Here is a 20,706-nt window from a genome sequence, read left to right on the forward strand (position 1 = left end):
TTAATTAGAAAGAATCTAATATTGGATTTATTCTCAAAAGTATTGATATTTTAGGGTAAAGAGAGATGGAAAATTGAAAAGATTTCATTAATTTTTTTATATTATAAAATTTGCAATTAGAAAACTTTACCAATTTATATTTCAAAATCCTATGCGAAAAGCTTAGAATAGAAAATAATTATTAGACACATCCAAAATGAGACTTTATTCAGGAAGCTCTAATCAGTTCGTAGAAGATACAATACAAAATCAAATAGCAGAAAAAATGAAAAATAGTTATTTTAACTATTTTCGTTATTTTCCAACACCAAGTGAGATTAGTGCATGGAGAAATTCATTAAGGGCCATGTCTCTGGTTATTTTATCTTCAAAATTAGATGACCATGGAGTAATCCTAGAATATCAATTACCTTTGACATCGAAAAGGTTAGATTTTTTAATATGTGGGCTTGATTCTGATTCAAAACCAAATGCTGTGATTGTAGAATTGAAGCAATGGGAAAAATGTGAGATATCTGATGGAGAAAATGAAGTCCTTACATTCGTCGGTGGAAATAAAAGAGAGGTACTGCATCCATCAGCGCAAGTAGGTCAATATTCATTATACCTTCAAGATACCCATACTGCATTTTATGAAAATCCAACTCCGATAAATCTGAGCGCCTGTTCTTACCTTCATAATTACAGGGCAATTTCAAATGATCCTTTATTTAATAAAAAATTTTGCAATTTATTGGAAAAATATCCAATATTCACTGAAGATGATGTAAACAAATTAAAGGAATACTTAATTCCAAGATTAGAAAAAGGAGAAGGTTTGCCTGTTCTCGCTAGGATAGAAAATAGTAAATATCGTCCAAATAAAAAATTAATGGATCATGTTGGCAATCTAATCAAAGGCAAGCCAGAATATATATTGTTAGATGAACAAAAAATTGTATATGATAAAGTTCTTGCAGTCGCGAAAGAGGGTTTTCATCAATCGAGAAAAATTGTAATTATTGTAAAGGGAGGTCCTGGTACTGGAAAATCTGTTATTGCAATTAATCTGATGGCAGATTTGTTATTAAAAGGCTATAATGCACACTATGCAACAGGATCCAGAGCTTTTACAGAGACTTTAAGGAAAATTATAGGAAAAAGAGGAAGTGTTCAATTCAGATTTTTCAATAGCTATACACAATCGGAACCGAACTCAGTAGATATTCTAATCTGCGACGAAGCGCATCGGATAAGGAAAACAAGCAATAATTGGAGAACGCCAACATATAATAAGAGCAATATTCCGCAAATTGATGAATTATTGACAGTCGCAAAAGTTGTTGTGTTTTTTATTGATGATGCACAGGTTGTTCGACCAGATGAAGTTGGTTCCGTGGATTACATTAAAAATGCAGCCAATCGATTTAATTGTCAAATTTTTGAATATGAACTAGAAGCTCAATTTCGTTGTGCTGGGTCAGATGCATTTGTTAATTGGGTAAACAATACTCTAGCAATAAAAAGAACTGCGAATGTTATCTGGGAAGGGGATGAAGGATTTGACTTTAGAATCGTTGAATCACCTCAAAAGCTAGAAACTATGATTAGGGAGAAGGTATCCCAAGGTTACTCAGGAAGGATAGTTGCTGGATTTTGTTGGCCCTGGTCTTATCCGAAAGAGGATGGAACACTGGTTGACGATGTTAAGATAGGTGATTATTGCCGTCCTTGGGATGCTAGACCTGACGCAAAGAAATTATCTAAGGATATCCCCCCTGCTTCTTTATGGGCATACGATCCCAATGGGATAAATCAGATTGGTTGCGTATATACAGCCCAGGGGTTTGAATTCGATTATATAGGGGTTATTTTTGGATTAGATTTGAGATATGATTTCTCGGAGCAGAGATGGAAAGGCTACAGAGAATTTTCTTGTGACAATGTTGTTAAACGTTCAAAAGAGAAATTCACTGATCTTGTAAAAAATACGTATAGGGTTTTATTAACACGTGGTCTAAAAGGATGCTATATATATTTTATGGATAAGCAAACAGAAAACTTTTTCAAATCAAGAATAGAAATTGAAAAGGTAGTTAACTCTTGAGATTATTTTTAAATTCATTATATTTTTTATTACTACCTTTCGCTAATTGTATTGGATATCTTTCATCATTTAGCTTCAATTTCTTTTCTAGTTCATCGGATAAATCAAAATTATATCTATCCGAAAAACGTAACAGAAAATAGAGCACATCTCCCAATTCCTCTCCCATTTTTTTTCGATAATAGCTGTTAGTCATCATATCCATAATTTCATTCTCTTGTTTAAATCTAAAAATTTCTAAAAATTCAGATGCTTCTGTTATTATCCCTATTGCTAAATCTTTAGGATTGTGAAATTCATCCCAACCTCTATCATCACAAAATTTTGCTACCTTTTTCTTAGCTGTCTCAAATGTTGTCTCTGAGTCCATCAAAGTGATAAATATGTTTTAGATTAAAATTTGTATCATCAAAAAGTTCTATCATCTTTTAATTAATTGATAAATTATAACAATATTAATTAATTATTATATTATTTTTTGTTTAAATTTGCAATATTTATATTTATGCACATTAATCAGAACTAGATGGCCAATATCATAGACGATTTTTCCACCATGACTCAGCTGGACAGCTTCAGGATGATAGATCAGATCGTTAAATTGCCAGATCATCTGCGCGAGGCGCTCGCATGGCGGACGAGCATCGAGGGGAAGTTCGAAGCCGTGCTCTTCGGCGGCATGGGCGGCTCCGCCGTGGGCGGGGACGTGCTGGCGGATTACGCTTCGAGCGCCTCGGAGGTCCACGTGTCAGTTATCAGGGGCACAGAGCTGCCGAGATGGGCTGACAAGAAGTTCCTAATAGCATTGGTCAGCTATTCTGGCGATACCTGGGAGGTGCTGGAGCTCTTCCATCGCGCGAAAGAGAGAGGATGCAGCATGGTCTCCATCACCTCAGGGGGTGAGCTCAAGCGACTGTCAGAGAAAGAAGCAGTGCCGACGATACCTCTTCCCCCAGGATTGCAGCCTCGAGCTGCTTTGGGCTACCTATTAGGGGCTCAGGTGGCTGTGCTCGAGGCCATCGGTCTCCACTCCATCAAGAAGGACATGGCCATGGCGCAGCTGGCGATGGCCGACCTGAGGGAGAACTTGTCCCCTGGCGTTCCCACACATGCCAACATGGCCAAAAGGCTGGCCACCAAGCTCTATCAGAGGATTCCGGTGATCTATGCCCCGCGCAGCCTGAGGGCGGTGGCCTACAGATGGCAGACGCAGATCAACGAGAACGCCAAGATGATGGCCTTCAGCGGCGATTTCCCGGAGATGAACCATAATCAGATCGTTGGCTGGATGGAAGGCTCCAAAGGCACCGCCCTCCTTCCCGTGTTCCTCAAGCCCGCCACCACCAAGGGCAGCATGGGGGAGAGGATGGACCTCACCATGAGGCTGATGGAGGAGTCAGGCGTGAGATCCATCCCGGTGGAGCTCTCGGGCCGGACGCCTCTCGAGTCAGCGCTCATGGGCATAATGCTAGGGGACTTCGTCTCCTACTATCTGGCCATGCTTAAGGGAGTGGATCCCACTCCAGTCGTCCCCATCCAAAAGCTGAAGGCGCGCATGGCAGGCCTATCCTGACTTCTCTCCGTCTTAGGAGACTTCGAACTCCGATCGAGATGATGCGGACTGATATAATGCGCTTGGCCGCAGTACGATTCGTAGGTTTCTATACCAAGAGCGCGAAAATGGTTTATCAGGGTGCCGCATTCAGGTGCGATGGACCCTAGAAGGCTCCTAGGCAACAACGCCTCCATGATGACCTTATCCTTCATCACCGCCCTGGCACTCGGCGGCTTCCCCTCATGGTTCCCCCTCACCAACGGCAACGTGGCTATGCTGATGCTTGTCATCATGATGTCCTTCTCCCTGACATCGCTTCGCATCAGAGGGATGAGCATCAGGTCTCATTCCAAGGCCATCCTTCGAGCCACGCTGCTGTCCTTTGTCCTCTCCTCTGGCGTCACGATAGCATTGGCGCAGCTCTTCCAAGGGGACATTAGGGCAGGCTGGGTTCTCCTGGCCGCTGTTCCCTCCGCCGTGTCCGTGGTGCCTTTCACCTTCCTCATGAAGGGCGACCTCGAGCCCACCCTGATCTCCACCGCCGCTCTTTACATCATCGCCGTGGCGCTCACCCCCCTTCTCACCCTTCTTTTCCTAGGACAGGCCGTGGATGTCTTGTTGCTCGTCTTCTATGTGGCGGTCCTCATCCTCCTCCCTCTCCTCCTCTCCATAGGGATAAAAAAGCTCGACATCCCGCCCTCGGACCGGACCGCGATAATCAATGTGGCCTTCTTCATCCTGATAGTGGCGGTAGCGGGCTCGAATCGTCACGTCTTCTTCGGGGAGCCGCTACTGCTGCTTTCCTTGCTAGGAGTGGCGGTGGTGCGTATCATGGGAGTAGGGCTGGCATGGGATTGGCATTTAAGAAGGAGAGGAGCATCTCGCGCTCAAAGGGTGCCAGAGGTCCTCTTCTCCTCTTACAAGAACACGGGGATGGCCGCCGCCTTGGCCATGAGCGTGGTGGGTCCGCAGGCGGCGGTGCCGGCAGCAGTGTGCACGGTGGTGGACATTGTTTGGCTGATATATCTCTCGAGGTTCCTCTTCTCTGACGCCAGGGTGGAGGACAAGCAGGCCCCTATCGAGATCTCGGAAGCATCATGATCCCCTTCTCATTTTCGCAAGCCCCTGAGCACGAAAATATTAAAGAGCGGTCCTCATTCCACTGCGATAACCTATGAAGCAGGACGCCGACTGGATAAGGGACCAAGTGAAGGCGCACACCAAATGGTTCGAGGAGTCCATACCCACCATAGCCTCCGAGAACCTCATGTCGCCCCTGGCGAAGGAAATGATGATCTCCGACTTCCATGACCGCTATGCCGAAGGCATGCCGGGAAAGCGCTACTATCAGGGCAATGTCTACGTGGATAAGGTGGAGCTCAAGTGCATGGAGCTGGCTCAGCGCGTGTTCAACGTGCCTTTCGTCGACGTCCGTCCCACCTCGGGCACCGTGGCTAACATGGCCGTGCTGTTCGCCCTGTGCGAGCCTGGCGACATCATCGCCACCACCGCCCTGGCCAATGGCGCGCACATCTCCACCGCCCAGTTCGGGGCGGTGGGTCTGAGGGGAGTGAAGACGATAAACTATCCCTGGGACGAGGAGCGCATGACCATCGATGTGGACGGGGCAAGGAAGCTGCTTCTGAAGGAAAAGCCTAAGGTGGCGCAATTCGGTCTCTCCCTCTTCCTCTTCCCCGTGCCGCTCAAGGAGCTCCAGTCCACCTTCCAGGAGGTTGGCTGCGTGGTGTGGTATGACGCCGCGCACGTGCTCGGCCTCATCGCCGGAGGGCAGTTCCAGGACCCCTTGCACGAGGGTGCGAACGTGGTATCCGCTTCGACTCACAAGACCTTCCCCGGCCCTAATCACGGCATCCTGCTGGGAAACGACCTGAGCGAGGACCTGGAGAAGAGGTTGCGCCGCGCCGTCTTCCCTGGTGTGACTAGCTCGCACCACCTGCATGCCATGGCCGCCCTGGCCGTGACCCTGGCGGAGATGGAGGAGTTCGGGAGGGATTATGCCAAGCAGATAGTGCGCAACGCCCAGGCCCTTGGTCAAGCATTATACGATTTGGGAATGGACGTGCTGTGCCCTGAGCTCGGCTTCACCCGCTCGCACACCATCGCCATCAACGTCAGCAAGCACGGCGGAGGCGACCAGGTGGCCAAGGAATTGGAGGCGGCCAACATCATCACCAACAAGAACATGCTGCCAGGCGATGAGAGCAGCATACGCCCCTCCGGCATCCGCATCGGCACTCAGGAGATGACTCGGCTGGGGATGAAGGAGGAGGAGATGAAGGAGGTAGCCTCGTTAATCCATCGCGTGGCGGTGAAGAAGGAGAGCCCCGCCAAGGTGAAGGAGGACGTGAAGGCGCTGAAGAAGCGCTTCAACACGGTGCAATACTGCTATCACGCAGGCACCCCGGCCTACAAGTTCTACGAGCTCGTGTGATGCCCGAGCGCTTTAATGAAGGTCAGCTCATCATCTCTTGGAGAGCAGTGATTCCAGCAGCTCGCAGGTCATGCACCTGTCCCTGATGGTAGGCTCCCCGCAGCCGCAGACCCTCAGCTCTGATTGAGGGTGTCTCTCCATCAGACACTCTCTAAGGCCGTCATAGCTGGAGAGAATGGCATGCCGCGTGCCAGGATGTCGATCCTCCAAGTCATCGATTATCGCCCGGTACTCATTCCTTAGCGCTCTGTCGGCGTAAGGGCATTCCTCGTTGGAGAACGGTAGCTCGCGCAGCATGGCATAGAGATAGGATTCCTTCTCTGGTATCAAGCGCAGAGGCTGTATCCTAGGTATCAAGCCAGGTTGTATCCTCACGTGAGGGCCGAGGCGCGCCAGCCTCTCCAGGTCGCCGCGGGTGAAGTTCATGAGTATCGACTGCGCCGTATCATCCAGATTCAACCCCGTGGCCAGGACATCAGCTCCGATCTCGCGGGCCACGCGATTCATGCATCTCCTCCTCAGGACACCGCAATACGTGCATGGCCCCTTGTCCCCTATAAAGGGCATGAGGTCATCGAGATCTCTTCCCGCCTCCTGCCTGAATGAGATTATGTGATGCTTTATCCCTAAGCTCTCAGTAAGCTCCTTGGCCTTGAGGAGCGTCTTAGGGCGATATCTAGCGATGCCCTCGTCTACAGTTATCGCCTCCACCACCAGGTCCCTTCTTGGCTTGAGGATCTGGTGGAGCAGGAAGAGCGCCACGGCGCTGTCCTTCCCTCCTGACAGGGCCACGGCCACCTTCCTCTTCCCATCCAGATCGATCTGCCTCCGCAGTTCCTTCCTGACCCTCTGCTCCACGAATTCCAGAAAGTGATCCTCGCACAGGTGGGAGCCATTGTAGCGCAGGTACTCGATGCCCTCCTTGGAGCATTTGATGCACTTCACGCCCTCCGCCACGGCCTCCTGCGATTAATATCTTCCTCGACCTCTTTCTTACATCTTTTTTATACATTCGCCCGCGCTCATGCAAAGGGTTAACTTTCCCCATCCGTCTTAAGGGTCGATATGAAGGAGATGCGGGAGATTTGGATTGAGAAGTACCGGCCTAAGAGCCTGAAGGAGGTGGTGGGGCAGAAGGAGGTCACGGAGCGCTTGATGGCGTATGTACGCTCCAAGAACCTACCTCATCTCATGTTCGCCGGCTCCCCAGGCACGGGCAAGACCACCTGCGCCCTGGCCTTGGCTCGAGAGCTGTTCGGGGAGGGCTGGAGGGACAACTTCATCGAGATGAACGCCTCGGACGAGCGGGGCATAGATGTGGTGCGAGGCAAGATAAAGGAGTTCGCCCGCACCTCGCCCATCGGGGGTGCGGCCTTCAAGATAATCTTCCTGGATGAGGCGGACGCCCTGACCAGCGAGGCCCAGGCGGCTCTGCGGAGGACCATGGAGAGGTACTCCTCCATCTGCCGCTTCATAATCTCCTGCAACTACTCCTCGAAGATAATCGAGCCTATCCAGTCCAGATGCGCCGTCTTCCGCTTCCGGCCTTTGAAGCCCGAGGACATAAAGGCGTACTTGCTTAAGATAGCCAAGGCGGAGAAGGTGCAATTGACCGAGGATGCGGTGGATGCCTTGGTGCATGTCGCCGGGGGAGACATGCGCAAGGCCATCAACTCGTTGCAGGTAGCGGCCTCGCTCTCCGAAGAGGTGACGGTGGACGTGGTGTACCAGACCACCGGCACGGCGCATCCGGAAGAGGTGCGCAAGCTGTTGGAGACGGCCCTAAAGGGCGATTTCCTCGAAGCCAGGAGCCTGCTCGACGAGCTCATGATAAACTACGGCCTCTCAGGGGAGGACGTGATAAAACAGATACACAAGCAGTTCTTCGACCTGAACATTCCGGACATCGAGAAGGTGCGCCTCATAGATAGGACGGGAGAGGTGGAGTTCCGCATCGTGGAGGGGAGCAACGAGCGCATCCAGCTGGAAGCGCTTTTGGCGTATCTGGTGCTGGTGGGCTCGGGCGGCCCTGCGCGCCGATGAGCAGGATCCTAGCTTATGCTTGTCAGAATCTTGCGTTTTTCCCTTCAGTCACTTTCATGGAATCTATGCTGAATGCGTATTCGGATGATCGAAACGCGATTGGAAAAAAAGATAATGAAGAATCGCCAACCGTCTCGAAATAGGAATAAATAGTTGCTTCGACCAATCTTCAATCCAGGAGGGGTTGAGGATAGGCGACTCGGATGATCTTTACATGAGATATTCCATACCAATGGAGCTTTTCGAGACGTCCAAAGCGATAGAGGCCTTGAAAGGGTTTTGGCAGGACGACGTCGAGTACGACCTTGATGATTATGAGGAAAGCGTCTTCAAGGTTCATATCTTCATGTTTATGGAATATGTATATGTCTATGTCGAGGTGTGGTTCTATCTAATCACGGAAGGGCCAATCGATCCGGACATCCTGGAAAGGAATGCGCCTATCATCCGATGGCTCATAGAGCGCGGCTATTCGACAGACAACTCGTACGATGGCGTGGTAGAATGCGTTAAAGCTATAGCCTGGAAGAAGAAATATTCTTCCAAGAGAATAGTGGCCAATATCGATAAGAAGCTCAAGCAGGAACATGAGATAGTGATGAGTAAGATCAAGGAGATGTATAAGGTCAAAGAGACGTTAGACAAGAAGACCAATGCTAAGAATAAGAACGGGTAGATTTTTTTGATAAGAAGATTAAGAAATTCGTTTTTACATCGCGGTTTCAGATTATCATCTTAAAGCGGCCGTCGAAATTGGAATCGAAACGATTTTAACCCTGGTAGATTTAGCAGCTCGAGGGATTTTAAAAAGATTTGGCTATAACGCTCAATGATTAAAAAAATTTGAGCTCAATCCTAAACGCTTTTCCAGCTGAGCGAGCTCTGGATTTGTGAAAATTACAATTCTAGATCAAAATGCTGTGCACCAAAATAGAAAATCTTTCTCTTTTTTTCAGCTTGCAGACATGTCTTTCATTCTATGAGAAAAATTTTACATGATTTTTTAATAATAAATAAGAAAAGGTTTAGGGCTCATCCACCATCTCCGCTTCGCTGAAGTCGATGACCTCGTCCTCGAATATGTGGTAGATCTTATCCAGTACCTCGTCGATGTAGAGAAAGGCACCGATGATGCAAGCCAGCGCCTCATCCTCCCACCCCTCCTCGTACTTATACAGTATCTCCTCCATTCTCCAGCTCGAATGCGCAAGATCGTAGTATAGCTGATATATCAGATCCCTGGCCGCCTCAACTTTTTTCCGATCATCGCCATAAGCCATCTAGCATTCTCCTCATGATGGGAAAGCTGGCGCTGTTTCTCCTTCAGTTCTCATCCTCTGTCTCTAGTTCGCACTCGACGCACTCCTCGCACGTGAAATCCACGTATTCTGCCAGGTCCTCGCTTATATCTCGGAGCGATTTCAGGGCCTTCTTCTCCACCTTCTTGATGACGTTTAGGTCCTTCTTTTCCGCGTTCTGCTCCAGCATATCTATAACGCTCTTGAGCCTCTCCACGAACTCATAGAGCTCTTCGCTCTCCGCGTCCATAGCCTCATCCAAGGCTACCAATATCCTTTCGTACACTCCTCCGATGGTCATTTCTCAAACCCCCAATACTAAGATTCGGGTCAAAGAAAAAAATCAGGCCAGCTTCTCCTTGGGGTTAGAAAGATTATTAGAACTTAGGCATCTCAAACCCGCGGGACAAGACATAGTCTGCATCACAATGATTCTATGGTTAAGGTTGTATTTCAACCTCTTCTCATACCGTCTTATATATATGCATACTAATATGCCAGAAATAATAGATTCGATACCTTCAATCGCCCCTATGAACGCTCTTCTTGTTCGAGATGCTTAGCCCTCCTCGATTTTAATATCGGCTTGTCGGCGCCCTTTCTCAACACGGTCTTGACTTCTAACGATTAGGCTCGCAAGGCCGAGAAAGAAGAGGCTCGAAGGACCAGTCTTAAAAATCAGAATGCATGCTAAAAAATGCACCAAGATGTTTCAACATAGATCTATTACTCACCCCTTTTCTCTGTACGGGAACTAGCATTTCATAACTCATCCCCTCATTTGATTCTCGTCATCTTTACGCCACCCTATTTTTTTCCATTTCTTAGGCATCTCTCTCAGCTTAAAAAAATCGAGAGTACTGAGATATAATTTTCAATCTCTCCCCTGCCAACTTTTTTATATTCCCTCCTTATTCACACGGCAGAGGTTCTGATATGGCACGCTTCAAGGAGGCCGACGCGAGGCTCCTTAACAAGATGATCTGCATGAACTGCTACGCCAGGAACGCGGCGAAGGCCACCCGCTGCAGGAAATGCGGCTATGCCAACCTCCGCCCCAAGGCGAAGGAGAGCAGGAAAGCGTAAGCTCGCCTTTTACCAAGACTTTCAATGTTCCCTTTCACGCTCATTTGGCGACCTAGCGCTATCAATGCTGCGAACGGACGGATTAATATTTTATTTCCCTACGCAATGTAGTGGCGAAGTCCTGCAACAACCACCTTCAGGAGGCTAGAAGATCAAGAAGGTACTCGTGGTCGACGACAACGCCGACGTCCTCGCCATCGTCTCGGAGCTCGTATCCGCCGCAGGCTATGAGGCCATAACCGCTAGCGGAGGCCGGGAGGCGATCGAAAAGGCAAAGACGGAATCTCCTGACCTCATTCTTCTGGACATAAACATGCCAGATATAGATGGCTGGAGCGTTCTGCGCAATCTTAAGGAGACTGGCCTAACACAGCGCATCAAGGTCATGATGCTCACCGCCTACACTGACATAGGCACGGACATATTCGGCCTGCAGGACGTGGTCTCGGGCTACATCCGCAAGCCCTTCTCCAACACCGAGCTCTCGGAGAAGATTAAGGAGATCTTAGAGGCGGAGGAGGTCACCATCCAGCCTGTGCCTCTGGATGTGAAGAAGCCAGGATTGCTGGAGCGCCTATTCCGCCGACGCAGGGAGGCCCCTACGGGCATGGAGAAGGCGCAAAAGACGGCTTTAAAGTACGAGCTGCGCAAGGGCTATGGCTACATCATAAAGGAGGTCAAGCCGGAGCGCACCTTCGAGATCTTCGTGGATCAGGTAACGCATAACATTCAGGGGCTGTGCATAACCCGAGAGCATCCGGGCATCATCCGCAAGAAGTGGGGCCTGGAGAAGACACCGATAATCTGGCTTAGCAATCAGTTGGGAAGGGTGTACGTCAACCCCACCAACATCGGCATCCTCTCGGACACCATCATACGTTTCATCGAGAAGTCCGGCGATAGCGTGGTCATGATCGATGGCATAGAGTTCCTCATCGTCAACAACGACTTCGAGAAGGTGCTGCGCATGGTGCATCATATCTCCGAGGCCACCATGGAATACAAATCACGTCTTTTGATATCCGTGGATCCTCGCACCCTGGACGTGAGGCAGATGGCCCTGCTGGAGAGGAACATGGAGGTAATAGATGCCATGCCTCCCCAACAGGCAGCGAAACCTATTAGATAGGACATCCGTTCCTCTATCCATCCGCATGGAGGGATGTTTCTGAGCGGCTCTAAGATAGTTGAGATCAGGGCCAGGGAGGTCCTGGATTCGAGAGGCAATCCTACCGTGGAGGCAGAAGTGAGAACCTCCGCCTTTAAGGTCACCGCCATCGCCCCTTCGGGAGCCTCCACCGGCACCCATGAGGTGCTGGAGTTGAGGGATGGGGGGGAGCGCTACATGGGCAAGGGCGTCCTCAAGGCTGTGGAGAATGTGAACAAGAAAATCGGCCCCAAGCTCAAAGGCATGGATGTGGAGGAACAGCGTGAGCTGGACCGCGCGTTGATAGAGCTGGATGGCACCACGGACAAGAGGAAGCTGGGCGGGAACGCCATCACGGCCGTCTCTCTCGCCCTAGCCAAGGCAGGCAGCGTCTCCAAAGGCGTCGAGCTGCACGAGCATCTAGGGCCAGGCAGCTGCACTCTGCCCATACCCATGATGAACATCATCAACGGAGGGAAGCACGCTGGCACGGGTTTGAGGATACAGGAGTTCATGATCGTGCCCGCAGGAGCCAAATCCTTCTCCGAATCCCTGCGCATGGGAGTGGAGGTGTACCATTCCCTCAGAGCCCTCCTCAAGGAGCAGTTCGGCCCCGCCGCCGTCAACCTGGGCGACGAAGGCGGCTTCGCCCCTCCGCTAGAAAACACAAGGCAAGCCCTAGACATAATGATGAAAGGCATAGAGCGAGCTGGCTATTCCCCCGGCAAAGAGGTGTTCCTGGCTCTAGACTGCGCCGCCTCCGAGTTCTGCCAGCAAGGAGTCTATGAGCTGGACAAGAGACGCATAGGGCCCGTGGAGCTGATGGAGACGTATTTCGTCCTGGCCAAGTATTATCCCTTGGTGAGCATCGAGGACCCCTTCCACGAGGAGGATTTCCACATGTTCTCGTTGATGACCAAGAGGGTGGGCCACAAGATGCAGGTGGTGGGCGATGATATCTTCGTCACCAACATGGAGCGCATAAAGAAGGCCATAGAGCGAAAGGCAGGAAATGCCACGCTCCTAAAAGTCAATCAGATAGGGACGGTGACCGAGGCCATGGACGCGGCCAGGCTATCCTTCGACAACGGATATCGCGTGGTGGTGAGCCATCGCTCGGGCGAGACCGACGACACCTCCATCGCTGACCTGGCGGTAGCACTGGAATGCGGTCAGATCAAGACCGGTGCGCCTGCGCGGGGGGAGAGAGTGGCCAAATACAATCGCTTGCTGCGCATCGAGGAGCAGCTGGGCTCCAAGGCCAAGTTCCCCGGTGCCGCCTTCTACGCCAAAAAGAAGAAGGAGTGAGCCCTTTGCCCAGCGGCCCCAGCAGAGGCTTCTTCCTCGCCACCGAGGAGCAGATACGCCAGGGAAGGACCACCGACGTCTACTTCGAGCACACCATGCAAGTGCTGCGCGCCAAGGGCCTATCGCATGAACGCGCCTATGCTGAGCTCACCACGGGCAGCCTGCCGAATGATTGGTCATGGGCTGTGCTGTGCGGAGTGGAGGAGGTGCTGCGGCTTTTTGAGGGAAAAAAGGTGACCATCCGAGGCTTGCCTGAGGGAACCGTTTTCAAGGCCCGCTCGCGCAGAGGCCTCAGGGTGCCGGTGCTCAGCATCGAGGGCCCATATTCCGAGTACTGCGTCCTGGAGACGCCCTTGCTCGGCTTGCTTTGCCATTCCACGGGGGTGGCCACCATGGCCGCCAGGGCGAGGATCGCGGCCGAGGATGCCACGCTATTATCCTTCGGCGTCCGGCGCATGCATCCTGCCATCTCCCCTATGATAGACCGCTCCGCCTACATCGGCGGATGCGATGGCGTGTCCTCACTCATCGGTGCGGAGGTCATCGGCATCCCTCCATCAGGCACCATGCCTCATGCGCTGGTGGTCATGATGGGAGACCAGGCGCAGGCCTTCAAGGCCTTCGACGAGGTCATCGATCCCTCCGTCCCACGCATCGCCTTGGTGGATACCTACTCCGACGAGAAGGCCGAGGCCATCATGGCGGCCAAGGCGATAAAGGATTTGTCCGCCGTGCGCTTGGACACTCCTGCCTCCAGAAGAGGCTCCCTGCCGGATCTGGTGAGGGAGGTGCGCTGGGAGCTGGATATCAGAGGCTTTGGCCATGTCAAGATAATCGTCTCAGGAGGGCTGGATGAGAGGACCATCCCCGAGCTCAGGAAGGCAGGAGCGGATGGGTTCGGCGTGGGCACGAGCATATCCAACGCCCCCACGGTGGACTTCGCCTTGGACATAGTGGAGAAGGATGGCGAGCCAGTGGCCAAGAGGGGCAAGCTGGGAGGAAGGAAGGCCTCATACCGTTGCCAGAGATGCATGGAGTGGGAAGTCGTGCCCTGGGGGCATAAGACGCCAAAATGCCATATCTGCGGCGACTTCATGCAATCGATGGAGGTGGAGCTGATGCGGGAAGGCATTAGGGCTCATGAGGAAAGAGAGCCCTCCAAGGTAAGGAAATATGTGCTGCAGCAATTGAAGGCTGTGCGCTTGTGAGGTGCTAAGATGGAAGAGGGGGAATTCAAAGTCCGGATAGAGTCCCTGCAAGGGTATCAATTCAAGGTTACCTTCTCCAACCCTGCTTTAGAGGAGTTGATCATGGACGAGCCAGAGCCTCTGGGCCAGGGGAAGCATCCCAATGCTGGCCTACTTTTGGCCGCAGCGGTGGGAAATTGTCTCTGCGCCTCATTGAAGTTCTGTCTGGAGAAAGCCCGCGCGGAGGTTAAGGGAGTGAGCGCCGAAGTATACGCAAAAATGGAGCGTAACGAGAGAGGCAGATTGCGCATCACGTCAATCCGCGTCCGCTTGCGACCAGAGATGAGTGACCCTTCGAAGCTGAGAAGGTGCCGTGACATCTTCGAGGACTTCTGTATCGTGACCCAGAGCGTGAGGCAGGGGGTGCCCGTGCAAGTAGAGGTCGAGAATCCAGCTGACGCTCCAGGAAATAATTAGACAATACCTTTCTCCAATCCCTCTCCTCCCTGGTCCAAATGCGCAGAATCGGATCCATGGGGAAGAGCAGGTCCTTCTGATATTCCTCCAACGAGGGGCAGATGTTGATGTCCACGCTCCGCTCTGAGTTCTTCTTCAGCATGCGGCGCAGTTGAGAAGGGGACTTCTGCAGCTCCCATAGCTTCCAGCGCACGCTGCCATCCCTCTCCACCTTCTCATACATCCTCAGCGTCTCGTCTGGGTCATATATCAGCAGGAGATCGATGTCCTTGGGGTCCTCTTTGTTGCGCAGGAAGCCGCCGAAGAGATAGACCTCTCTTATGGACATGGGCAGACACCCCTCGTCCACCTTGCTCATGATGCGCACTAGCTTTCTGTAGAGCCAGCGTCTCCTCTTACTGAGGAAGAGGAGTCCCTTCCCCCGAGGCATGAGGAAGGAATTTAGATGCCGCGCCGTAAGTACTTTTCGCCCCTGCCCTATGGCGATGTCTAAGGATTAAGATTTAAGGATCCCCACCACAGGGAACCGCTCCAGGACATCTGCCTCATGCGGCGCATCGGCGATATCCTTCGTCAAATCCCCTCCTGGGACATGAAGGCCTTGATGCTCCCCACCCTCCCATAGGGCGCTTGCACTGACATCATAGACCTTCCCTTTATAGGCCACATAGGCCGGGGTGCCATTCTTCCCATTATACTTCTTCAGCTCCTCCTTGGTGAATTCTCTCATGGCAAGGGAATTGGTGGATTGCATTAGATAATCCTTGCCCTTGCGGGGTCAAGCTTTATCATCGCAAGCAGCGATGCTATGCTATGCTGGACGAGAAGGACCTTGCCATACTGATGAAGTTAAAAGCGGACTCCAGGCGTACCACAAAGGCCATCGCCGCGGAGCTGGGAATGCCGCGGGCCACAGTGCATGAGCGCATTCGGCGGATGGTAGAGAGAGGTGTCATCAAGCGCTTCACCTTGGCCTTGGACCACGCCGCGCTTGGAAAGCCAGCCACGGCCTTCATCCTCATCTCCTTTCTACCCACATCTAAGGTGTCCCAAAGGCAGGTGGCACAGCGGATAGCCAGTATGGAAGGCGTTCATGAGGTCCATCTGATCTCAGGCGAATATGATATGCTAGTGAAGGTGCGCGGCACCTCCATGGAGCAGATAGGCGCATTGGTCATCGATCGCATCAGGGGGGTAGAGGGCGTGGGAAGGACGCTGACCTGTGCCTCCTTCGCCTGCGTCAAAGAGGAGGATGCCGAGGAGCCGGCCGCCTCAGCAAAGGTGCGGAAGCGCGGCAGACGCACAGAAAAATGAACTGGATGAAGTAACGGCCTTAAGTTCCAAAAGCTAACCGCTGACCAGATAAATATCCTTATCTAAGGATGAAAGCTCGTCGTATTCGCTCATAAAATTGGTGCCATATGACGCTTGTCTGACGTTAATTGTCCGACATCTGGATTGTATCGAAATGCGCTTGCGAAACGTTTAAGTTAGTACCACTGATTATGTTTATTTGCTCGGGAAAATTGCATCGCATAGCCTGATCCGCCAGTCAAGGTTCGCGGGATGGGGCAGATAGACTGAAATGCGCGTTTTCCGTGTGGGGGAGAGATATTGGTAGGAGCGAGGCATTTAGCGGATGCCATGGATGGCAGAGGGGATGCGCGGCATGGGATGGAGAATCCCCTGATGCCGGAGATAGGCGATACAAAATGGAGTCGGTTCTCCTCAGACCCGATAAAACACGCATCATTGCAAAACCATCTTTGGCTTAAAGGTTCAATCGTAGATTTGCCCAAGAGGAAGATTCTATGCAGTTGCGGGGTAATCGCGGAGATCGATAGCAGGATGGTGGGTGTGAAGTCCCGTTTAGGAAAAAGTCTAGAATGCCGCCGCTGCCGCAACGAGCGCATCGCCCGTGAAAGGGAAGAATTGGAGAAGCATTTCCTAGGGGAAGAAAGGGAAGATGAGGGTCACAACCCCTTCTAGCATTTTTCTTCATGAGCGGCGCAGCTTATAGCGCTCAATTTTAAATACAGAAGGCAGGATGGCTTAACGCAGGCCTGAGGGCTCAACAGGGTGTGGTGATGGACCTTCTGCTAATATCAGGATTCCTAGGGTCAGGGAAGACCACCATGGTGCTCTCCACGATAGACGAGATAACCAAGCGCAAGCACAAGAAGGTGGTCGTCATAGTGAACGACTTCGGCAAGATTGGCATAGATGGGAAGGTAATGGAGAAGTACGGGCTGAAGGTCAAGGAAATGCCCAGCGGTTGCATCTGCTGCACCCTGGGCTCCGATCTGCTGACCACCCTCAGGGACGTGGCTGAAGCCTTCCATCCTGACCTTGTGGTCATCGAGCCCACGGGCGTGGCAGACCCAGTAGCCATTCATGACACGCTAAAGCTCTACGTGGGGCCGCCGATAGACATGGTGAGGATAGTCATCATAGTGGACTCCGAGAGATATGATGCCATAGCAAAGGCCTTAGAGAGACCTCTAAAGAATCAGCTGAAGGCGGCACAGGTGATCGTGCTGAACAAGATGGACAGGGTATCGCCTGAGCAATTGGCCTCGATAGAGGCAAGGGTCAGGGAGATTGGTTCGACAGCGAGGATAATCCCCGCTTCGGCCATACACGGGACGAACTTGGATAAGGTTGTGGAAGCGATGGTGGGCTGAGATGCTGACCAGCGACTTCGTGGCCTATGCAGGTAAAGTGCTTGCATTTTTCGGAGCCCCAAAGGAACCTAACGAGATACGCTCTTTGGTGTCGAGCACCATTTCGACCATAGCCAAGAAATGCATGTCTGAGGGGGCGAGCCTCATAGGGCACATCAAATGCATCGCTGAGGTGGACTCAGGAAAGTACATCGCTTGCAGCGTAGTCTCGGCGGACAGCGAAGCCATCTGCCGTGGCGACCTCAATGCCCCCTCCTCTCGTCTAGAGATCATCCTTAACGTGCTCCTCTATGGCTTGGATAAGCGGAAGGTGGAGGACATCGTGGTGAGGAGCGCGCGTGAAGTGTTTACAGGGAAAGCAACTAAGCTTGAGCTCGAGGATCTGGAGCATGAGCACGACCATTGCGATGAAGAGCATGAAAATCATGATCATGAGGAACAGGGGCATTAGCCCTTTCTTGTTTATGGATATTTTTGATCGATTGGCTTTCGATTAGTCGCACGCTTTCGCTCTATCTATGTAGCTTCTCTCTCCGCAGCCGCGCTCTACTTAGACTCCATGCTGGCCTTCGCTCTTTTTTGTGTCACTGCTCTCTTCGCCTTCCTTTTTGTCGCACGCTTCTTCTCAACTGCGGCCGGCTCAAGCCCTTTATCCTCCTCTTTCTCGACTGCTTTCTTCTCTCTCTCAGGGCATTCCATGTTGACGCACAATCTCCAAGGGCGACCCCTGCTCGTGACCAAGGCTATAGGTGCCTTGCATGCTTGGCATGTCTCGCCTGTCATTCGCAGCGACCCCGCTTGCGGTAACGGGTATGTGCGGCGACAATCTGGATAGCCAGAGCATCCTAGGAATCGCTTCCCTGCCTTGGAGTAAAGTATGCGTAGAGGCTTTCCGCAATCCGGACATTCTCCCACCGAGGTCGCCTGCTGATTCACCTGGCAATCAGGATTCAGGCAATGCTTCTGCGGCGCGCTGCCACGACGTATCAGCCGCACCATTGGCGCGCCGCAGCTCTCGCAAATCTCCTCCGTCGCCTCCATCTTAGCCCCTCTGGGTTTAGGATAGGCGCGCTTGCATTGCGGGTAGTTGGAGCAGGATATGAAGTCACCTCTACGTGATCGCTTCACCCTTAGCTCACCCTTGCAATCGGGGCACCTTCCTATGTAGCTCTGCTCCTGCAACGCCGCCCTGATGTCCTCACCGATCTGCTGCTTATGCGCCTCCATTACGTCCAACACATCAGCCAGCATATCTTGGGACTCCCTCACCACTTCGGGCAGCATGGCCTTGCCGTTGGCGATGTCCTCCATGTCCTGTTCCAGATGCGCGGTCATTTTGCTCTCAGTGATGGTCTTGGCATGCTTCTCCAAGGATGTGGCTACGGCAATGCCGCTCTCGGTCGGAACGAGATCATTCCCTACCACATACTTGCGGTCGTAGAGCTTCTGTATGATCTCATGCCGCGTCGACTTGGTGCCCAACCCTAGCCTCTCCATCTCCTGGATGAGGGTGCCCTGCGTGTAGCGTCGGGGAGGCTGTGTTTCCAATCTTTCCATATTCACAGAGCACACCTGCACGTGCTCTCCCTCTTGCAACAAGGGTAGATCGGACTCGGTCACATGGAAGAAAGGATAGTACTTTCGCCAGCCTGGATGCGAGATCCTATATCCCTTGGCCAAGAACGGCTCTCCTTCCACCAGCAGCTTGGCATGACGATGCTCGGCTGTGCAGGGAGGAGATACGGTGGCGAGGAATCTCCTCACCACCAGCTCGTACAATCTCCATTTATCTCCCTTTAGCTCCTTCTTGGTGGCGGCCTCCGTAGGATATATCGGAGGATGGTCAGTGGTCTCTACTCGGCCGCGAGAAGGACGAATGACCTCCTGGGCTAGCAGCTCCTCTGCCTCGGCCTTGAATTCCGACTCCTTGAGCTTCTCCAATATGTTCCTCAGGTTCAAGGAGCGCGGATACACGGTATTATCCGTCCTAGGATAGGATATGTAACCGGCGGTGTAAAGGTCCTCAGCCACTTTCATGGCCATGCTGGCTGACATGCCTATCTTCACCGCCTCTGCCAGCATCATGGTGGTGTTGAAGGGGGGAGGGGGATACTCCTCCTTCTCCTCCCTTCTGAATTCGGCGACTACTGCTTCCTTCGCCCCCTGGCTCCTTTCCAGGACAGCTTTCGCCTTTTCCTCCTCCCAAAAAGGATTGCCCTCATGGCGCCCTAGGAACTCCTCCTCCTGTTTGAATCTGGCCTCAACATTCCAGTATGGCTTGGGCACGAAGTTCTTGATCTCATTGTGGCGGTCGACGATAAGGGAGAGGGTGGGGCTCTGCACTCTCCCCACGGAGAGGAAATTAGAGCCCACCTGACCGGATGCCAGGGAGATGAAGCGGGTAAGGGCCGCTCCCCAGGCCAGATCGATTATCTGACGGCACTCCGCGGCCTCGGCCAACCGCTCGTCAGGTTTGTTCAGCTCAGCGAAGGCCTTCTCGATCTCGGCCTTGGTCAAGGCTGAGAACCTGGCCCTCTTGACTTTTGAAGGATCCACATTCAATTGCTCCACAGTCTCCACGCCTATGAGCTCTCCCTCTCGGTCATAGTCGGTGGCGATGATGACCAAGTCGGCATCCTTGGCCAGATCCCTCAGCACCTCGATGATATTGTGCGCTTTAACGCTCTTCACCGGCGCGGCGTAGACCAACTGCTTGGGGGGCGTGCGCTCCCAATTGTTGAGCTCGGGAGGATAGTCGAGCTCGATGATATGCCCTCTCAGCCCGACCACGAACCATTCATCACCGTCGCGCTCGAAGGAGAAGACCTGGACGCCTTTTTGCTTAGAGGACTTCTTAGCCCCACCTGACAGTATGGTAGCTATGCGCGCCGCGGCGTTGGCCTTCTCCGAGATGACCAGCTTCTTCATCGGAGGACGACCAAGAGATAGGCACTATAAAAAAATAGGCTAAGCTCTAGTGGAGAACCATCAATGACCGCGATGCTCGCTCAGCTCCCCCGCGATCATTACCGGCTGGCCGTGTGTAACTCCCTTCACGTTCATCAGGTCTTTGGTCAATTTCTGAATCGACTCCACCGTGCCATGCACTATCAGGACTTCCAGGCACTTCTCCTCATCCAGATGCACATGGATGGAAGCGGAAATGGTCTCATGATGGCGGTGCTGCACCTCCATCAAGCTCTCCTTCACCCCTCCTCTAGTGTGCTCGTAGACCAAAGTGATGGTGCCTACGGCGTGGGACTCAGCGTGCTCCAAGGACTCCTGTACCAAGGCGTTGCGGATGAGGTCGCGTATGGCCTCAGATCGGGTAGCGAAGCCTTTCTGCGCCAACAGAAGGTCGAAACTCTGCAAGAGCTCTGGCT

The 20,706-nt window shown here is 52.2% G+C and carries 23 protein-coding genes; 14 read left to right on the forward strand and 9 right to left on the reverse strand.

Annotation, left to right across the window (positions count from 1 at the left end; all coding sequences use genetic code 11):
• Nucleotides 1–196: 196 nt before the first annotated feature.
• Complete coding sequence (locus QW520_02485) at nucleotides 197–2,086, forward strand: DUF2075 domain-containing protein (protein ID MEM0448670.1); 1,890 nt, start codon at nucleotides 197–199, stop codon at nucleotides 2,084–2,086.
• Here QW520_02485 and QW520_02490 read toward each other — a convergent pair.
• A complete protein-coding gene (locus tag QW520_02490) occupies nucleotides 2,076–2,456 on the reverse strand; it encodes a nucleotide pyrophosphohydrolase (protein MEM0448671.1) in 381 nt (126 codons plus the stop codon). The genes QW520_02485 and QW520_02490 overlap by 11 nt on opposite strands.
• A gap of 156 nt (nucleotides 2,457–2,612) precedes the next feature.
• Between QW520_02490 and QW520_02495 the strand changes: the two genes are divergently transcribed.
• The 3 genes from QW520_02495 to glyA all read left to right on the forward strand — a co-directional run bounded on the left by QW520_02495 (nucleotide 2,613) and on the right by glyA (nucleotide 6,093).
• Nucleotides 2,613–3,659 carry a bifunctional phosphoglucose/phosphomannose isomerase gene (locus tag QW520_02495; GenBank protein MEM0448672.1) on the forward strand — a complete coding sequence of 349 codons (1,047 nt, stop codon included), beginning with the start codon at nucleotides 2,613–2,615 and terminating at the stop codon, nucleotides 3,657–3,659.
• Nucleotides 3,660–3,797: 138 nt separating this feature from the next.
• The gene (locus QW520_02500; protein ID MEM0448673.1) at nucleotides 3,798–4,742 is read left to right on the forward strand and encodes a hypothetical protein; all 945 of its coding nucleotides are present in this window, start codon (nucleotides 3,798–3,800) and stop codon (nucleotides 4,740–4,742) included.
• Between the two features lie 73 nt (nucleotides 4,743–4,815).
• On the forward strand, nucleotides 4,816–6,093 hold the full coding sequence (gene glyA, locus QW520_02505; GenBank protein MEM0448674.1) for a serine hydroxymethyltransferase: 1,278 nt from the start codon (nucleotides 4,816–4,818) through the stop codon (nucleotides 6,091–6,093).
• A gap of 30 nt (nucleotides 6,094–6,123) precedes the next feature.
• Here glyA and QW520_02510 read toward each other — a convergent pair whose 3' ends face one another.
• A complete protein-coding gene (locus QW520_02510) occupies nucleotides 6,124–7,050 on the reverse strand; it encodes a TIGR00269 family protein (GenBank protein MEM0448675.1) in 927 nt (308 codons plus the stop codon).
• A 108-nt stretch (nucleotides 7,051–7,158) separates the two neighbouring features.
• On the opposite strand from QW520_02510, the gene QW520_02515 reads away from it, so the two are divergent.
• Entirely contained in the window at nucleotides 7,159–8,136 is a 978-nt protein-coding gene (locus QW520_02515) for a replication factor C small subunit (GenBank protein MEM0448676.1), read from the forward strand.
• A 184-nt stretch (nucleotides 8,137–8,320) separates the two neighbouring features.
• Nucleotides 8,321–8,812, forward strand: a complete 492-nt coding sequence (locus QW520_02520) for a hypothetical protein (GenBank protein ID MEM0448677.1) — start codon at nucleotides 8,321–8,323, stop codon at nucleotides 8,810–8,812.
• A gap of 349 nt (nucleotides 8,813–9,161) precedes the next feature.
• On the opposite strand, the gene QW520_02525 is transcribed toward QW520_02520, so the two are convergent.
• Nucleotides 9,162–9,416 carry a hypothetical protein gene (locus QW520_02525; GenBank protein MEM0448678.1) on the reverse strand — a complete coding sequence of 85 codons (255 nt, stop codon included), beginning with the start codon at nucleotides 9,414–9,416 and terminating at the stop codon, nucleotides 9,162–9,164.
• A gap of 43 nt (nucleotides 9,417–9,459) precedes the next feature.
• Nucleotides 9,460–9,735, reverse strand: a complete 276-nt coding sequence (locus tag QW520_02530; GenBank protein ID MEM0448679.1) for a hypothetical protein — start codon at nucleotides 9,733–9,735, stop codon at nucleotides 9,460–9,462.
• A 635-nt stretch (nucleotides 9,736–10,370) separates the two neighbouring features.
• On the opposite strand from QW520_02530, the gene QW520_02535 reads away from it, so the two are divergent.
• The 4 genes from QW520_02535 (at nucleotide 10,371) to QW520_02550 (ending at nucleotide 14,183) form a co-directional block, all read left to right on the forward strand.
• On the forward strand, nucleotides 10,371–10,520 hold the full coding sequence (locus QW520_02535) for a 50S ribosomal protein L40e (protein MEM0448680.1): 150 nt from the start codon (nucleotides 10,371–10,373) through the stop codon (nucleotides 10,518–10,520).
• 166 nt (nucleotides 10,521–10,686) lie between these two features.
• Nucleotides 10,687–11,649, forward strand: a complete 963-nt coding sequence (locus QW520_02540) for a DUF835 domain-containing protein (protein MEM0448681.1) — start codon at nucleotides 10,687–10,689, stop codon at nucleotides 11,647–11,649.
• A gap of 33 nt (nucleotides 11,650–11,682) precedes the next feature.
• Complete coding sequence (eno, locus tag QW520_02545) at nucleotides 11,683–12,975, forward strand: phosphopyruvate hydratase (protein ID MEM0448682.1); 1,293 nt, start codon at nucleotides 11,683–11,685, stop codon at nucleotides 12,973–12,975.
• Complete coding sequence (locus QW520_02550) at nucleotides 12,972–14,183, forward strand: nicotinate phosphoribosyltransferase (GenBank protein ID MEM0448683.1); 1,212 nt, start codon at nucleotides 12,972–12,974, stop codon at nucleotides 14,181–14,183. The genes eno and QW520_02550 overlap by 4 nt, the downstream gene beginning before the upstream one ends.
• Nucleotides 14,184–14,239: 56 nt before the next feature.
• On the opposite strand, the gene QW520_02555 is transcribed toward QW520_02550, so the two are convergent.
• The 3 genes from QW520_02555 to QW520_02565 form a co-directional block, all read right to left on the reverse strand.
• Entirely contained in the window at nucleotides 14,240–14,473 is a 234-nt protein-coding gene (locus tag QW520_02555) for a hypothetical protein (protein MEM0448684.1), read from the reverse strand.
• A complete protein-coding gene (locus tag QW520_02560) occupies nucleotides 14,473–15,069 on the reverse strand; it encodes a hypothetical protein (protein ID MEM0448685.1) in 597 nt (198 codons plus the stop codon). Before QW520_02560 ends, QW520_02555 begins: the two co-directional genes overlap by 1 nt.
• 66 nt (nucleotides 15,070–15,135) lie before the next feature.
• A complete protein-coding gene (locus QW520_02565; GenBank protein MEM0448686.1) occupies nucleotides 15,136–15,369 on the reverse strand; it encodes a cytochrome b5 domain-containing protein in 234 nt (77 codons plus the stop codon).
• Nucleotides 15,370–15,452: 83 nt separating this feature from the next.
• Between QW520_02565 and QW520_02570 the strand changes: the two genes are divergently transcribed.
• The 4 genes from QW520_02570 (at nucleotide 15,453) to QW520_02585 (ending at nucleotide 17,774) form a co-directional block, all read left to right on the forward strand.
• Entirely contained in the window at nucleotides 15,453–15,953 is a 501-nt protein-coding gene (locus tag QW520_02570) for an Lrp/AsnC family transcriptional regulator (protein ID MEM0448687.1), read from the forward strand.
• A 300-nt stretch (nucleotides 15,954–16,253) separates the two neighbouring features.
• A complete protein-coding gene (locus QW520_02575; GenBank protein ID MEM0448688.1) occupies nucleotides 16,254–16,628 on the forward strand; it encodes a hypothetical protein in 375 nt (124 codons plus the stop codon).
• Between the two features lie 98 nt (nucleotides 16,629–16,726).
• Entirely contained in the window at nucleotides 16,727–17,323 is a 597-nt protein-coding gene (locus QW520_02580; protein MEM0448689.1) for a GTP-binding protein, read from the forward strand.
• A 1-nt stretch (nucleotide 17,324) separates the two neighbouring features.
• Entirely contained in the window at nucleotides 17,325–17,774 is a 450-nt protein-coding gene (locus QW520_02585; protein MEM0448690.1) for a hypothetical protein, read from the forward strand.
• A 95-nt stretch (nucleotides 17,775–17,869) separates the two neighbouring features.
• Here the strand turns inward: QW520_02585 and QW520_02590 are convergent, their stop codons facing one another.
• Entirely contained in the window at nucleotides 17,870–20,251 is a 2,382-nt protein-coding gene (locus tag QW520_02590) for a DNA topoisomerase I (protein ID MEM0448691.1), read from the reverse strand.
• Nucleotides 20,252–20,311: 60 nt separating this feature from the next.
• Nucleotides 20,312–20,706, reverse strand: a 395-nt coding sequence (gene nikR, locus QW520_02595; protein MEM0448692.1) for a nickel-responsive transcriptional regulator NikR, incomplete at its 5' end; no start/stop codon positions are given.

It is taken from the genome of Methanomassiliicoccales archaeon, from assembly GCA_038740345.1.
GTDB lineage: Archaea > Thermoplasmatota > Thermoplasmata > Methanomassiliicoccales > UBA472 > JAJRAN01.